The sequence below is a fragment of the Cloacibacterium sp. Arc13 genome, assembly GCF_041431305.1.
Classification (GTDB): domain Bacteria; phylum Bacteroidota; class Bacteroidia; order Flavobacteriales; family Weeksellaceae; genus Cloacibacterium; species Cloacibacterium caeni_B.
Genome location: NZ_JASMRM010000002.1, coordinates 259,402 through 275,952, shown reverse-complemented (window position 1 = coordinate 275,952; position 16,551 = coordinate 259,402). Strand labels below are relative to the sequence as shown.

Annotated in this window: 13 protein-coding genes; all 13 read right to left on the bottom strand. The window is 30.2% G+C overall.

Annotation, left to right across the window (positions count from 1 at the left end):
- Positions 1-9 precede the first annotated feature (9 nt).
- Positions 10-3,138, bottom strand: a complete 3,129-nt coding sequence (locus tag QO190_RS03145; protein ID WP_371461164.1) for a glycoside hydrolase family 2 TIM barrel-domain containing protein — start codon at positions 3,136-3,138, stop codon at positions 10-12.
- A 527-nt stretch (positions 3,139-3,665) separates the two neighbouring features.
- Complete coding sequence (locus tag QO190_RS03140) at positions 3,666-3,851, bottom strand: hypothetical protein (protein ID WP_371461165.1); 186 nt, start codon at positions 3,849-3,851, stop codon at positions 3,666-3,668.
- Positions 3,852-4,090: 239 nt separating this feature from the next.
- Positions 4,091-5,107: a nucleotidyl transferase AbiEii/AbiGii toxin family protein gene (locus tag QO190_RS03135; protein ID WP_371461166.1), complete on the bottom strand. Its 1,017-nt coding sequence runs from the start codon at positions 5,105-5,107 to the stop codon at positions 4,091-4,093.
- Positions 5,097-5,708, bottom strand: coding sequence for a DUF6088 family protein (locus QO190_RS03130; RefSeq protein WP_371461167.1), 612 nt, complete (start codon positions 5,706-5,708; stop codon positions 5,097-5,099). Before QO190_RS03130 ends, QO190_RS03135 begins: the two co-directional genes overlap by 11 nt.
- Before the next feature lie 117 nt (positions 5,709-5,825).
- Positions 5,826-6,950 (bottom strand): hypothetical protein, encoded by a 1,125-nt coding sequence (locus tag QO190_RS03125; RefSeq protein WP_371461168.1) that lies wholly within the window; start codon positions 6,948-6,950, stop codon positions 5,826-5,828.
- A gap of 485 nt (positions 6,951-7,435) precedes the next feature.
- On the bottom strand, positions 7,436-8,719 hold the full coding sequence (locus QO190_RS03120) for a type II toxin-antitoxin system HipA family toxin (protein ID WP_371461170.1): 1,284 nt from the start codon (positions 8,717-8,719) through the stop codon (positions 7,436-7,438).
- Entirely contained in the window at positions 8,713-9,057 is a 345-nt protein-coding gene (locus QO190_RS03115; protein WP_371461171.1) for a helix-turn-helix transcriptional regulator, read from the bottom strand. The genes QO190_RS03120 and QO190_RS03115 overlap by 7 nt, the downstream gene beginning before the upstream one ends.
- 232 nt (positions 9,058-9,289) lie before the next feature.
- The gene (locus QO190_RS03110) at positions 9,290-10,234 is read right to left on the bottom strand and encodes a hypothetical protein (RefSeq protein ID WP_371461173.1); all 945 of its coding nucleotides are present in this window, start codon (positions 10,232-10,234) and stop codon (positions 9,290-9,292) included.
- Complete coding sequence (locus QO190_RS03105) at positions 10,235-11,740, bottom strand: hypothetical protein (RefSeq protein WP_371461174.1); 1,506 nt, start codon at positions 11,738-11,740, stop codon at positions 10,235-10,237.
- Positions 11,718-13,820, bottom strand: coding sequence for an ATP-dependent RecD-like DNA helicase (locus tag QO190_RS03100; RefSeq protein ID WP_371461175.1), 2,103 nt, complete (start codon positions 13,818-13,820; stop codon positions 11,718-11,720). Before QO190_RS03100 ends, QO190_RS03105 begins: the two co-directional genes overlap by 23 nt.
- A 10-nt stretch (positions 13,821-13,830) precedes the next feature.
- Positions 13,831-14,112: a hypothetical protein gene (locus QO190_RS03095; RefSeq protein ID WP_371461176.1), complete on the bottom strand. Its 282-nt coding sequence runs from the start codon at positions 14,110-14,112 to the stop codon at positions 13,831-13,833.
- Between the two features lie 85 nt (positions 14,113-14,197).
- Complete coding sequence (locus tag QO190_RS03090) at positions 14,198-15,322, bottom strand: hypothetical protein (protein WP_371461178.1); 1,125 nt, start codon at positions 15,320-15,322, stop codon at positions 14,198-14,200.
- Positions 15,319-16,551: a hypothetical protein gene (locus tag QO190_RS03085; protein ID WP_371461179.1), complete on the bottom strand. Its 1,233-nt coding sequence runs from the start codon at positions 16,549-16,551 to the stop codon at positions 15,319-15,321. The genes QO190_RS03090 and QO190_RS03085 overlap by 4 nt, the downstream gene beginning before the upstream one ends.

Genomic DNA, 16,551 nt, shown 5'->3' with positions numbered 1-16,551 from the left:
TTGATAAAATTATTTGCCTATGTTGATTTGAATATACGTTCTGATTTCCCACTCGTTTCCATTCGGGAAGCCTATTGCGGTAGGATCTGCTACCCAATCTCCAGCTGCATCTATTGTATAAGTTGGTGCATATCTAGGAGAATATTGGTCTAAAGTTCTGTAAGTTCCACGAACACCAATTCTAGTTCCCGGTAAAATCCACCATTCTGGTTTTCCGATTTCAAAAGATAAATCACCGATTAATTGCATTGGGAAAGTTAAGTTGTAATCTCTATGATAATCATAAGGTCCCCAATCATTGAATTTAACAGCAGAAATAAATTTCACCTTTTTATAAATTGTTCTTAGGTCTAGTCCTACTCTTTCTACAGTTCTAGTATCGCTACCATTGGCTTGAGCAGTTCCTCCATAAATATTGGCAATAATTCCAAAATCATTATTCAGTTTAGAAACGATTCTCGTGTTTACTTCCCAAAGATCTTTTGCTGGAGCAGCACCAGGGAAAGCAAAAGTAGTTCTTCCGTCTGGTAAAATTCCGATGGCAGCATCTTGTGTGGTTGGTAAATGTCTGTAAACAAATCCTGCACTGATGGCAAATTTGGCATCTTCGGTTTTATCACTGTCCCAACTGTACATCCAAGTAGCTGGTGTAGGATCGTACGTGAATAAAATTTCTCCTGCAGTTTGTTCTCTGTTGGCTCTTACTACAAATGGATCTTCTAAAATATTTCTAGGTCTTCCTGGAGCTGGAGAGCCAAAAGGAACGGGTCCTTCGATAGGTTTTTGCCATAAGAAATTAGGCGCAATCTGTAAATTTCCGATATTGAAAGTAAAACCAGTCAAGAAATTATATTGGTTACCACTTCCACTGTCTTTTAATCTCCAACCAGTAAAAGTTTGAGTATTATCTGCTCCACCATTAGCAACCAATCCCATTGCTGCACCTTGTGCATACCAATTAAATCTTCCGCCTGCATAAGTGAATTTTACTTTTCCTCCCCAATTGTCTTGGTTATTGATTTGGTCTTGATAAACATTTCCATCTCTGTAAACCTGGAAGGTTCTACCGTTTAAAGGTTGACCAGCCCAAATTCCGCCTAAATCAATGCCCAATTTTCCAAATTTTCTTTGAACGGCAAGCGTTGCTCTTCTCGTTTGTGGTTGCGGAATGGCAAATGAACTCTGAGTAGTGCCTCTTTGGTCTAAATCTTCATGGAAAACTCCCGTTAGATCAAATTTTCCTACTTTTTTGGAATATTTAACCAAAACAGCTGGGTTTGCGCCCCACCATAATTCTGGACCGAAAGCGATTTTTAATCCATTGATGGCTTTTTTACCTGCAAATTCAAATCCGAAAGGTGCTTCGCCGTTATAAATATCAATATTAGGTCCGTAATTGGCTTCTGGATACAATCCAAAAATATCACCTTCATAACTCCAATGATAATGTCCTGTTCTGTAGAATCCGTCTAAGTCAAACCATTTATGATTCCAATGATAACTCGCACTGTAAATTTGTACGCGGTTCAGATCTTTCATTTGAGTAGTTGTACCATCTGCATTTAGAACTTCTACGCTTCTACCTCTGTTTTCATAAAAGATTTGGTCAATAGGATTTTCGGCTACATTTCCTAAAATATTTACATTCACATTGGCTCTCATATTAGAAGTAGGATTCGCTTCTACACCAATGTAATACGATTGAGTATGGTCAAATCCTTGTTGAGTTGGGTAAGAATTATACCCATCTGTTTTATCTTTGGGAGTCGTGATAAGACTACCACCTGTGTTATACGTGTTAAAATCAGCTCTTAAATTGCTTATTTTTAGTTTGTCACTGCTTTCTGCTTTTAAGGCAGCTTGGTCGCCTCTTGCTCTAAGTTGCGCATCTGCAATATTAATTTGGTTAAAGTGATTTTTAACGGTGTTAGAATTCACCAATGATGAGCTGTCATAAGGATTAAATTGATGAGCTTGTTTCAAAGCGTAATATGCAGAACGTGGAAACTCTTGATACAATCCATTAGCATCTGGAGTTCCTTTTGCACTGATACCAAACCATTCTTCGTTCATGTTATTCTCGCCTTTTGCATAATCTTTTATGTAACCACCGTTACTCCAAGAAGCATTAGCATCATGAACTTCTAAATTTTCATTTTGTTTGTATTTCCACCATCCATCACTGAACTGAAAAGTAAAACCACCAATACTGTTACCAGCTTTTCCCATTCCTGAAGCATTTTCATAAATTTCTTGCCAGTTTCCTAGTAAATAATAAGTTTGGGCTTCTTGATCTTCTTTACCTGTAAGTTCATTGAAGGCATCGGCTCCAAATTCTGTAAATAGTAATGGTTTTCCGTATTCATTTTTAACACGTAAAAATGCATCTCCGAAAGAAACGCCTCTGTACATATTGGTTCCGAAGATGTCTATATCTTTACATTCTTTAGCAATAATGTCTAGAAATAATAAATCACCATTACACATGGCTATAGGATGGTTTTGGTCTACTGATTTCATTTCTAGAGCAGCTTCGTTAAAGATTTTATACATGGCTTCTGCTCTATGCGTAGATTTTCTTTCGGCTACAGGAATATTTTCTGTTTCTGCACCATCCCAAAACAAACCATAGTTATTCTCATTTCCTAAAAGATAAAGAAGTAATCCTGGTGTGTTTTTGTATTGTTGACTAAGTTGTTTTACTTCTTTGAGGAGTAACGCTCTGGTTGCGGGATTGGCGTAATCTGTATTCGGAATCCAAGTTCCATTTACGGTAAGTCCATATCTGCCAAAAGAATGATTAAGCATGGTATAGATTCCGTAATTTTCATAAATGTAGGTAATCCATTTGGCAGGAATGCCAGTGTAAACTCTGATGGCATTTACACCCATGTTTTTGAGAAGTGACATTTGACTGTCGAGTGCTGTTTTAATGAAATCATCTTTTTGATTCCACAGCGAATAGTTATAGTTGGTTCCTATAGGATAATAATCCCAATTCATACCATTAATCATCAATGGTTTTCCGTCAACTAAAAGTTTTTGACCATCCGCTTGATTTTCAATTTTTACATTCGCACTTTGGGAATACAAGAGTTGTGTCATCAAACAAATAAAAACTAATGCAATTTTTTTCATAGTAAATAGCTTATTTTACCTTAATCTGAATTGAAAATATTCTTCAATTTTTCTTATCCTAAATTTAATATTTAAATAAGATATGGATAAAATTTAGCTATATATACATTTACTATACAATTGTAATTTAAAAATTAAATGACTGACTATCAGTAATAAAAAAACAAAAAGAGATTATTTTTAAACTGTAATCAAAACAATTTTAATTAAAAGAAAAGTAAAAATTGAGCTTTACCGTGAAATAGGATATAAAAATGTTGACAGAAAAAACTTCAAATCTGCTTAAAGTTATAGATTAATGGTAGTAATGCTATTTTAACAAAATTTTCTGAAGTAAAATTTAAAACAAATAGATTAAATATAATATCAAAAAACACTATGATTTTCTATAAATTTATTCAAAATGAATTTTAAAACCACTAAAAATATAGGATGAAAATATTAAAAAAAATTTTAAATTTTTGGGACTGTCTAAAAATGGCTTTTTATTTATCTCAAATGATGTTAAATATTCAGAGAGCTATTCTTTATTTTTCTATAAAAAACAGGATAACTCCTATAATAATTACGATAGGTATCAAAAGTAATCCTGCTATTGTGTTTATATGACTTTCTTCAGGATAGTTATTTGCATTCATTTTTTTTAAATCAAACTTATACACAAAAGCAAGTCTGATAAATAATCCGAAAAAGCCAAAAATAAAGTCTATCATTTTTATCTTCGTATTTGTTATTTAACTAGAATATGATATTTGGTCTAAGATGTCAGATGTCGAGGAGTTGCAATCTTTGACATTTCATTTCATTTAATCAAAACAAGCAAATTTTCACTCTATCCCTTCATAACCTCATCACTTCATAACTATATAACCTACTTCCCGATACAGAATCTTAACTTTCTTTTATTGATGGTGCTTTAAAGTGTATTGAGGTGTACAAAAGTAGTACATTTTTAAACTTCAATTGTCCAATTTAAATTATTGATTTCTGATTTTAATTTTTGTAATATCTCGATAATTTCAGAAAAAGTAGGACGATTTTCGCTGTAAAGCATTTCCAATCTCATGGTTTCATAATCTTGTTCCCACTTTTTAATTATTGTGTCTGGTGGAATTGGATTTATGGTTTGAGAACTGTGTAATGAATAATCAACATCTGCAATTCTATTAAATTCTAACCTATGTTGTACTATTTCACGGTACAAGGCTTCATCATTTAGGGCTTTATCTTTAAATTCAGAATTGTAAAGCATATACAAGTCATATAAATGTCTGCTCAAACGATCTACTCTAATTTTCTCCTGAGATTTCTGAAATTCTTCATGCAAAAGAAATATTTTTTCTAAAAATGTTCGTTCTGGATTTACTGAAGGAACAAAAAATGGTTTTTCAATAAAATCAGCTTCTCTAAATTGAGTATCTACCAATGAGGAAATTAAGCTATCAGAATAGGGTTCAATCAAAGATCTACAACCAATTTCAATCTGAACTCGAGGATTTATATATCCTGTAAGCTCAATAATATTGGGATAAAATATATTGATAATCCTTGGATCCTGATCGGATGATTGAGCTGGTTCTAATGTAAAATTCACATTTTCTCCTATCCCCTTTGATAAAAATCGTTCTTTTAAATCGGGAAAGAACTCTTCTGAAATGAATTTTCCAGATTTTTTACGCAAATTGGTTTTTCGTTTCGGGATTTCATCAAATCCTAAATATGCCCTATCAATAGCCAAATCAACATCTTCTGAAAATCTCTCTATTAAATTCCAAGCCTTACTTAATGATGTACCTCCTTTAAATACTAAGTGAGGGGCAACATTTTCCATTTCAAAAATGATCGATAAGGTTCTTGTAACCCACCAATCTTTTTCGGCTGCAAAAGGAGTAATTCCCAATTGATCAGCAACTCTGTTGAAGATGTTAATTCGGGTTTCTTTTGGAAGTTCTAGAAATTTATTTTTCATTTTTCTCAGGCAATGCTTTTCTCATGATAATTCGTATCCATTCTGGAGCCAGTTTTATGTCGTGCTCTAAACGATAAGGCTCTTCTTTTTTAAGATGTTTAATAATGATTTCTAACTCTTGTTCTGTTATGTTATCCTTTCCTATTTCCTTAAGTGCCTGTATAGCAAGACCGCTGATGCTCCCAATAACAGCTAAATTTTTTGGACTCGCCTTTTTAAATACAACACTTCGTTTTCCTAATTTAATTGTTCTTGCTGAACCATCTGTTAAATAAACTAAATTCATAGGAATCTGAGTTGAAAGCCCTAAAGCATTAAGTGCTAAAACTCCTGTAGGAATTAACCTTGCTTTATCTCTTTTTCGAATAGATTCTGCTATTTCTTCTGTACTAGGATACACTTCACCAATAATTGGATCTTTTTCCAAAACCGCAAAAATTCCTCTGGAAACTCTTGAAATTTCATTGGTATTCACCAAACGTTCTAATGCTTTAGATACTGCTTTATAATTACCAAATGATAAGAAATCTTCAGTATAAAAAAGCGAACCCCTCTTCGCTTTTTTTATTTTTTCAAGTATTTTACTGTCAATACTTTCCATTCAATATGTTTATTTATTTTGTCGCAAATTTAGTAAATATTTGCGACAAAATACTCATCATTTGTATTTTCACTCCATACTCACTAAATTTGCACCAAATTTAGTGAGTATGGATAATTACCATTTCCATTTCTTCTTAGAAGTATCCTCTAAAGTATCCTTATCCACATGATCTAACAAATCATCAAATTCATTTTTAGCGGGATTATACCAATCTAATTTCTTTTCTGCCCATTGGATCCACTCCAAATCGTCAGGATTTATATTCTTCACATGCTCAAAATACTCTTTAAGAACGGTAAACTTCTTCCAACGATGAGCATCATTAAAAAATCCAATGAATTTTTTAAGCTCATTATCTTTCAACTCTTGTTTGGCTTCCTCTATCTTTCTACACTTTTCTTGTCTCTCATGCTCAGCCTTCCAAAGTTTTCTTCTTTCATCCATTTCGCGAAACTCAGTTTCAACTTTGATAAGGATTTTTTCGATTTGGTCTTCTATTAGATTCTTATCTGTATCAACAAACTCAAAAGTACCAAACCGTCCAACTTTTACTGCTAATTTACCATTAGCAATTAAATCTCTGTCGTTTCCTCCCCATCGATTTGGAGTTAACAAAACTTTGCTTTTTTCCCGAATGTAGATTAGCATTTTATCGTCATCATAAGCAACAACATTTAAGCCCTCATCATTCAAGAAAATTTTATAACCTAAAACTTTAAAATTCTTAATAAGATTATTCAAAATTCTCAATGAACGCGATACATTTTTTGGAGAAACTACAATGCTAGGTAATCCTCGATCTGTACTAATGGTTCCTTTTACTCTTTCATAGGATTCTGATAATTTTTTCTTTTCAAGGTTAGATTGTGTTTTAATTACAATATCATCAGAATTACTTAAACTATCATTTACTTTCAAAATCAGAGCTGAATTACTTCTTATTTCTGCGGTAACAATTCTTCTAATTGAATTCTCAGAATAAATATTTTCTTTTAGAGAATCAACGTGAATATTAATCTCATTTTCTTCCTCTACTTCAGGCAGGTCTGGTTTAACAACTTTTTTACCGTATTGAAGTTTTTGCCAGTAACCAACTGGCGGTAAAGGAATAACATATTTAATACAAATTTTTCGCAGACCATTATCTGATAAGTTAAACTCTTTAGCTAATTGAGTCATTGGAGTAGCCCAAACCTTATCATAAAGTTCTTTTCGAGAAATTTTAATATTGTTATCCATCTTAGATGTTTTATAATTTTTTATAGGCCTCTTCAACAACTTTAGAAATTAACTTTCTCCTTTCAGGAAGAAAATCACGATAATTCATTTCTTGCCAATTTTCAGGTAAAGCATGCCAAAAACGCATCTTTTCTAATTCGTTATCATCGAATCTTTTTGCATAAATTGGCAAGTAAACTTTGGGTTATTTATAGCTAATTACAATATTATCATTCCATTTTACTAAAGCAAAATTGGCAATTTGATTATAATTTCTTTGTTCGGTAACTCCATTACGCATCAACCAAGCTTTTGGAAATAAATGATGTCTTTCTAATTCAGATTTAATTGCTCAAAAATAACAATATATGAAAATCAATTAGTTATAATTCTATGGTACAAATAAGGTACAGATAAAAGATCGTGAACATCTACATCAATTCAATAAAAATAGTAATCAGAGGTAAAAAAGATTACTTTTTAGGACTTTAAAAATATAAAAATTTTTATTTAAGTTCTTTTATTAAAAGCAAATCTATTGCTTTAGCTTTTTCTTCATCTACAGAGTATTTTGTGGAATAATCACGCCAATTTCTAACTAAAGCAATGCACTCATCTATCCATTTTCCAGGATTTCGTACAGAATTTTGTTCAGCTACTTTTAATAAATCTTCACGAGTAAAATCTTTTCTTTTTCCGTTTATGCTTAAATTATGTTGGCTCACCCATTCACTTTCTGGTCTATAAGCAAAACAAATATCATAAGCAGGAGCTAATTTCCATTTACCAGATTGATCCATCAAAAATGCAAAATTCTTCGTGTGATCATCACAATTTCTGGAAATCACATTGAAAACCATTCTCTTATACATTTGCTCGGCTTCTGCATAGGTTAGTTTGAGCTGACGCATGGTCTGAAATAGCTGTTCGTAACTGTAAGACGTAATATTCGCAAAATCATAGTGTTGAATGGCGCATAATGTTTGGGTGTGAATTTTTTCGCCATTTTTACGGTCAAAACGTTTGGTCATGAAATGAACTCGCCTATTTTCTTCAATAAGACGAGATTCCATCATTTCAATGCCAAAATCTGTAGCCATTTGGTAATACGCCATCTCTATTTTTCCATATCCTTTAGAAGCACCAAATTGTATATCGCTCACTTCATCAAATTTTATCAGCCAATGCTCAAATCCTTTTTCTAAAGTACTTTGCCCAGATTTTATTTGTCCAGTTTTTTCGTTGAAGGCAATAATGGCTTTCGGACGAGCACCTCCTGCAGAAGTTCCCATTTTCAGAATATCCATCATCACATCTTCCATATTGTGAGATGTTTTGATTTGGATGTTTTCTTTTTTTTCTAATAATGCTTTGGTAACTTCAATTAAATCACCAATCTCTACATCATAAGAACCCGATTCTTTTTGTAAAATGGGTTCAAATTCCAACGCACCCATTCCTCGTTTCCCTATAAAACAAAGCAGTTCTACAGGATTTAAAGAATTATCTGGTCGCCCTTGTCTTGCCAACCAAGAGTTGATAAGCTCTTTACCATAGCGATCTGGCAAAGCATCTGCTAAAAGTCCGGGTAAGCCTTTGAAAGTAGCACTTCCTCTAAGTTCAGGAAAACTATATATCCCTTTTTTAGAAGGCATTTTGATGGGGGCTATAGGAAATTGTTGCAAAGGAAATTTGGGATCATATTCAAAACTTGCTAATTCTGTAGCAGGATTCCAAGCAACTGCACCCACCCGTTTTCCCCAAATATTGATATATGCTGTTGTTACCATCCTAAATCTTCTTTATTTGGATTACTAGACCGATTAGAAGCCCGTTTTCTTTTTTGGGTTTCGCCTTTTGCCAATTGCATTGGACTTAGTTCTTCACCTAATTTAAAATTCTCTAAAACATATAAAGCGTCTAAAATTCGTAAAATTTTTATTAAGTTGATGAGTGCGATGTTTTCTCCACGTTCAATCAAACTAAGTGTGGATCGACTAATTGAAACTTGCTTTGCCAATTCTTGCTGCGTAAGGTTTAGTTTGATGCGTTTTTGTTGGATAAAATTACCAATTTCCACCAAAATTGCTTTGTCGCTTAGATTACTTATGTATGAAATATCGCTCATAACCTATACTTTTACTAATTAATGAATGAAAAACAATGCATAAATTACTTTATCATTTCTATTCTGCTAATGTATGAAAAATAATTCAATAATAGGTTATCTTATGTTTAATGAATTATTTTTCACGCGTTAAATACATGAAACATTTACTAAAAAATTTGCCAATCTATAAAAGGTAGTTTTACCGTTACTGTATCTGCATTTTTTTTGAGTATAGTCATAAATTGTATTTTTAAAAAGGATAATCACTATCTTTTTCAAAAGTAATGTTTTCTTGCTCCTTTTCTGTAATAGGATTGGGAATAGGAATCCAATCAAAATATTTATTGAGAATTTCAGACAAATTTTGGATGTAATAAACACTTTCTAAATCAAATTTTATATTTTGTTCCTCAAAATACTTCAACTTAAAATTTGACTGGTAAGGGAATCCATAAATAAAATAATGCAAATCATGATCACATCTGATGAGCCAATCTTTAATGGATTCTTCTGAAATTACAGGTATATTTATAAATTCTTGCCAATATTTATATGCTAGTTTTTCGGCTTTCATCATGGAGACTACAAAACTTAATTTAGAAATGTAATCTATAACTTCTTTTTTATAACGGTAAGTTTTACCGTTAAAGATCTCGGACCAATTTTGAAGTTTTTCATAATTTTGATACCACTCTACACAAAAATCGGCAGACAAAATTCCCTCATTATCTATTTCCGTTTCTATCTCTTTTACTGCTTTGGTAGATAATCGTTCGTCTTGAAAATTTTTAACGGTTGGCAGATAGTTGACCTTATCTTCTTCATAAAAAGAAATACTAGACCACTCGGTTTCAATTTCTTTATCTATGGGGGAGAAAGAGCCACACTTGTATATGTCTGTATAGTCGTCTTCAGTTTCATCAAAAATCAAACTCATCATAGATACATTTTCTGAGTTTATGAAAGAATAACCTGTTTTTTCTTTATTGCATGATCCGCAATGACCTTTGCATGCTTTAAAATTAAGATCTACACCTTCATAGGTTTTTATTTTTGTGAAATAGCGTCTCAACTCTTCTACAAAAATATCTTTAGGAACATCTTGATACGCTTGTCCATCATTAAGTAATACCTCTAACATGTCTGCATCAAGGTTCTCGAAAGCTTTGATTATGAGTTGTTTTTTTGTAGGCATCTATTTGTGTTTTAAATAATTCCAAGAAAGTTGAGTTTTCTGTTTATCATATTTTCTAACAGCAACTACTTTTAACGATTCGAAATCAATGAATTTATTTTTTTCTATAATTGAACTCGGAATAAAAACATCATCTACAAAACCAAACCCTTTCTGAGATATTTTTAGTTTCCCAAAAACTTCTTTTATATTTCTATTTCTCAAACTTATGTCTTCTGTTTTTTTTAATGTCAATAATTTTGAAGGAAATTCTTCTGAAATCTGTTTAAACCTCACACTTAAAACATCTCCAACATAAATTTTAAGGTTTGGATTAACTCTATCATGTTTAAAATAACCTATTTTTTCATCATCTGTAATGAAGCTAATCATCTTTTTCTCTTGATTCACATTATTAACAAAAATATTTTGAGCAGGAAAGTTTGAAAATAATATTGCATCTACATTCTGTGTATTGTTATTATAAAATTCATTATTAGATAAAGTTTCTTTTGTATTTTCTATTTTTTCAGATGACAATAAATTAATGACTTCAGAAGGGATTTTTTGCAGGAATTTTTCTTTAATTTTTTTTATTTTCAAGAGTTCAGATTTGGCTTCTGATAACATTCCATTCGATAAAAAATACTTTGCCATTTTTAAATAGACTCCAGTTTTCATTTGTTCTACTCCTTTTCCAGATTTACAAGCTTGACATAAACAAGTCAACTTTTCTTCATCTGTTTCAACGATTTGGCTCATTAAATCCCAAACCCAAAATTCAGAGAATTTTTTTTGAGCAAAAGGCAAATAACTTTTTTTCAACTCTTCCTTTTCTCCAATTGCCAATAACATCTGAACTTTAAAATAAACCAAATAAACAAAATCTGGATGTTTTTTAAGAATTTCATCTATTTTTTTCACGTTTTCAAAAACAACCTCTCTTTCTATAGGATTTTCAACTGAAGGAATTAATGACTTGTAATATGCCGTAAATACTTGTTCTGCAATAGACATTACAGATTTACCATTAGGCAAAAGTTCTTTCTCAAAATCTTCTTTTCTTAAATTATCCAAGTTCCACCAATCTATAAATGAAATATACTTTTCTTTATTAGGCTTAAGTACTTTATGTATGGCTTTAAGTAAAAAACTATAAGATTCTGAAGGCTTTGTATACTGAAAATTTCTAATTATGTCTATTATTTTGTAAACTTCTGAATAAGGAAAATTAGGCATCTTCATTAAATGAAAAAATAAAACTCCAACTTTCCAAGCGATAGAATCATTTAACATTGTTTCATCTTCTGGTAATTCTAACCCTTGTATTTTTTCCAAGTATTCACTAAAGCCACTGATGTTACTTTCAGTAGTATATTTTTTAATATACTCAAAATAAACCCAACTTAAATTTCTTTTAGCAAAAACATTATCAATATTTTGTTCTAGATCTTTCCAAGCAAGATTTAATGCTTCATCTAATTTGCCCGATTGGCGAAGTTCTTTAATTTGTTGGGATTGTAGCATATTCCTTAATTTTTTCGATTAGATTAAATAGTTTTTCATCATTTATATCGCCAAATGTTTTTGGCATTGCGGTAGAAAATTCTCCATTTTTATTAAAAAAGAATTGTATGTAAGAAATCTTATTGCTCGTTTCAAAATAATAGTTTATATAATACTTATCAATATTTTCAGAAATATTAAAAATTCTAATATCTAAGTCATTACAAGAAGCCGAAACGATATTATATAAACCTTCTAAAAAAGGCAATGTAGCTTTATATTCAAAAGGAAATATTACCTCATTTCTTTTTGATAATAGCGTTTCTAATCTTTCAGTTGCTGAAGTTTTATTAGAAGTAATTTCAAAATCTTTTTCGAAAAATCCAGACTGTTTATGATGAAAATGAACTATAATTAATTCGTCAAAATATCTAAAAGTATATTTTTCTAGATACTCTTCTGATTTAATGTACTCTATGTTAAATTCAGAATCTTCTATTTTACTTAATATATTCCAGAACAGCCAACTCTTGCATTTGTGCTCGTTATTTTTATGCAGAGGAGATGTTGGAACTTTATCAAAATTAAAAGCATCATTTGGTAAATGAGCAATATTTCCAATATTTGAAAATTTTAATTTATAGAATTGTCCAAATTCAGGAAAATTTATTGCATACAAATTTTCTGAGGCACGAGTTGTAACAGTATAAGCCCATCTTAAAGGATCTTTTCTTAAACTTACTCTACCAAAGTAATCTACAAAAACACTTTTCCACTCCCCGCCTTGTGATTTATGTCCAGTTATAGAATAGCCGTATTTAACTCTAATTGCATTATAAAAATCGTCAGATTTTAAAAAATTTTTAAATTCTTCTGACTTTATTTTAGAATGGGGATGACTTTCTTTGAAACGCATTACGGTATTGATGTATACCGCTTTCATCTCATCAATCGTTAAATCTCTTGCCGTAGACTCTAGTAATGAATCATTAATATAAGCTTCAATATCATCATCAAAATCAGGCAATCTTAAAGTGACTTTTCTGTAAAGCAGGGTAATAGTTTTCTTTTTTCTTTCTCCATTAACCTCTACATAGACTGGAGCAGATTGAGAAATCGTTTCTCCAACAGCCAAAACTTTGGCAAACTCTCCGTTATAAATTTCTGTTTTATACTTATGGTAGTTATTACTTATGATCTGTACAATATCACCAACAGCGATATTCGATGAGTTTGGAAAATAATTTTCTCTAATTTCTTTGTTATACCAATAATTTTGAGCATTAGAAAAATTAATAATGATGCCGTTTTCAAAATCAGGATAAGGAAATAGTTCACAATATTTAGTAACAACATTTTTATTGTTGAAATTAATACAAGAATCTTCATCAAATTGAAATTTTAGTTCTTTATGATTTGGATTCTCTATACATTTTCTTATTGACATTGCATTTTCTAAAATCAAATTATTATTTTGCCTCATCACTTGAGTAAGAAAAACCTCTCTCGCCAAAATCTTTTTATCATCAAAAAATGATTTTTCTAATGCCCAAGAATTGTTATCTCCAACTGGAGGCAACTGTGCGGGATCTCCAATAATAATCATTTTATTATGACTGTTATGAAGCTGAGCAAAAGTGAGCAAATCATTGAGTAAAATGTTGGTTCCAAAATTGAAAAGTTCATTTTTACTTTCTTTAGAAGAGATCATAGAGGCTTCATCTACAATAATGATTGTATTTTCTTGAAGCTTAATAATAGGAAAAGAAAATTGAAAAGAATGTTCAGCAAAATCTTCATTTTCTGAATTGATTGTTATAAGATTATCAAAATCATATATTGTAGAATGAATTGTTTTTCCATATCCCGTCTTATTTCTTAATATTTTCGATGCTCTACCTGTTGGTGCACATACTAAAAAATTCTTTTTTTCATTATCCAAAGCTTCTACCAGTCCTTTTATAAGTGTTGTTTTACCCGTTCCTGCATAACCTTTTAAAATAAAAACAGAATCCTTACTCTCCAAAAAACTTTCTAAGTTTAGAATAACTTTTTCCTGGTCTGGGTTTAGGGTGATTTGAAAAAAGGACTTAATGTTCATTTTTTTAAAATTAATTTTCTAGATATTTTTCAACAATCTGTTTTGCTTGTGAATAAAGAGAATCTCTAATTCCATTTATTCTTGTTACTTTAATATTGCCATCTAGTAATTTAGTTTCTCCTCTATCGTTTGAGCATAAATACTGATTATTAGTTGGCTCCACATCTAATTTAAACCAAAGAGACTTATCATCTTCTAAAAAAAAGCGGTCTCCAAATTTAAGAGTTGAAGCAGATATCTTTTTCCTTTGCCCATATAATGGACGAATAATGTTAAGTTCAAAGTAAGACATATATTTCTGTTTTTTAGTATTCAAATGTTTATCTATATTGCTTTGAGCAAAGATGAAAAATTGGTATGCAATATATGTGCATTAATTAAATTAAATCTAAAATACTTTTAATAAATTTTAGATTTTTTTTACAGTAATCATAATGCTCTTTAAGATCTTGAGCGTTTATTAATTCTTTTTCATAAATGTTTCTTATGTTGCTATGAATAAAATCAACATTATTTCTAAATGAATTAATTTCTCCAAACTCTCTAGACTTTTGATTAAAATCTTGAATATTTTTAGAATATGCTGCTAACAAAGAATAAACTTGCTCGCTCAAATTAATATAACCATCTTCGTACTTTTTAAAATTGTTATCATTTTGCTTATATTCAATATAATTCTTAACAAAATGTTTCCCTTCATTTTTTGAAATGTTTACTTTTAAATTTCCGTTATTTAATTTTTCAACAAAATACTCTTTATTTCTAAATTTCCAAGAACCTAAGAAATTACCCATATTATCCCAAGTATTGTATTCAGTATATCCTTTTATAATCTCTTCTAAAATTGACCAATAAATAATAAATGCCAAAGCCTCATTATTCGTCTTAAGTAAGTCTTTTTCTATTTGTGTTTGTTCTTTGAATAAATAAACAAAGCCCAATTTAATTTTATCAATTATTCTATTTTTTACATTTTCATATTTTTTATCTCCCTTAAAATAATAATGCGACGAGACTTTATTAATGATATTTTTGGATAAATACCATATTTCATTTCTTCTATTTCCCTCCTCTAAAAGTCTATTAAAATTTTCTTTTAAGTTAAGATAATTCTGTTTCGACGTTTCTTTATCAAAAATATAATTTGGATGTTCTTTTATATAATAAGCATCTACTCCATAATTTCGAAAAGCATCTATGTTCCAAATTTTATTGGTAGCCGTTAGTAAAATAATGGGGGTTGAAAAATTAATAGCAGTAAACTCTTTTCTAATTACTTTTAAAATTTTAAAACCTGAAAACTCAACGACATTTTTATTATCATGATCTTCAGCAGATAGTCTTACATCTAAGAAAATTATATCATATTTGTTTTCAATTTGATTCAAAGCTGAATCATAATCTAAAGCCGTATCAATGGATATTCCTTGGAATGGAAACATTTTTGTGATTAATTGTTTCCAACCATAATTTGCCTTATCATCAATTATTAAAATTTTCATTTTTTAGGAATTTTAGATAAATCAATTTTTCCAACAATATTCAATCCTATGTTCTGACTTTCGGTTCTAAATATTTCATTCTCTTTGTAATCTTTTTCCGGTAAATCTTCATAAAGTCCATTCTTAGCAATGAGCCATTTAAAATAAATTGAATTTAATTTTTCCTTATCGAAATCTGTAATTTCATTGATATTAATTCCAGCATTATATGCTAATTGGTAAATTCCAAATTCGTTTGCAATTGAATGGTTATCTTCATAATTATCTGGCACTTCAAATGTTAATTTACTTATTTCTCTTGGCAATTCTTCAATTGTGAGTAGTTCTATTTCTTTTTCTAAAGCTTCTTTAAATGCCTGTCTTTTGTAGTCTATTAATTGAATGTTTTTTGTTTTTAGAATATTAAAATACTTATTATCATAAAAATAGTCCACACCAACAAAACCGTATATGAAAATATTACTTAGTTGATTGATAGTATTAGTACAACGAATCAATGTAGCCAAACGTAACCCATTATAATCTGAAAGTGTTGGACCAAAACAAAGGGGTATAAATATATTGTCGTATTTAGTTTCAGATAAATTTGCAGAAATGATAAAATTTAAAAAGGAATCAGAAACTTGATTTTCATATCCGTCAACAATAAACAGTTTCTTCTTATTAGAATTTAAAACCTTCACTGGAACATTTTGTCGTCCTTCTGTTTCAAAAACAACATTAGAAGAATTAGCAGTGATTACATTTGCATCAAAATCATTATTTGCTTGTACTAACTTGGTGATTAATTCTTCTTCAATCTTAGGGTTTTCACCAAACAAAATATAATCTAAATTAATTTCACCTTCTGATTTTTTTTTAATAAAGACTTCTAAATTTTGATATAAAATTGATACAGGGATGTGTGCAATTCTCCCTGAATTGGTTCTTGAACTCTTGCTACCGCTAAAATAAACTACATAACCATTTTTACTTAAGATATATTTATCCAATTCACTACGGATTTTAAGAGAATCATTATCTTGTCTATTTACAACATTATCAAAAAATGACTCATGTAGTAAAACTATACTTCCCTCTTTAAAAATATCATTCCTTAGATTTTCTTCATTAATCTGTTTCAAAGAATAAATAGGTTTTATATGATCTTTAAAACAATCTAACCTTCTTAATGTCCAATCATAATCTTTTGATTGTCTGTCTTTTTTATCATCTATTAAAAATATCAT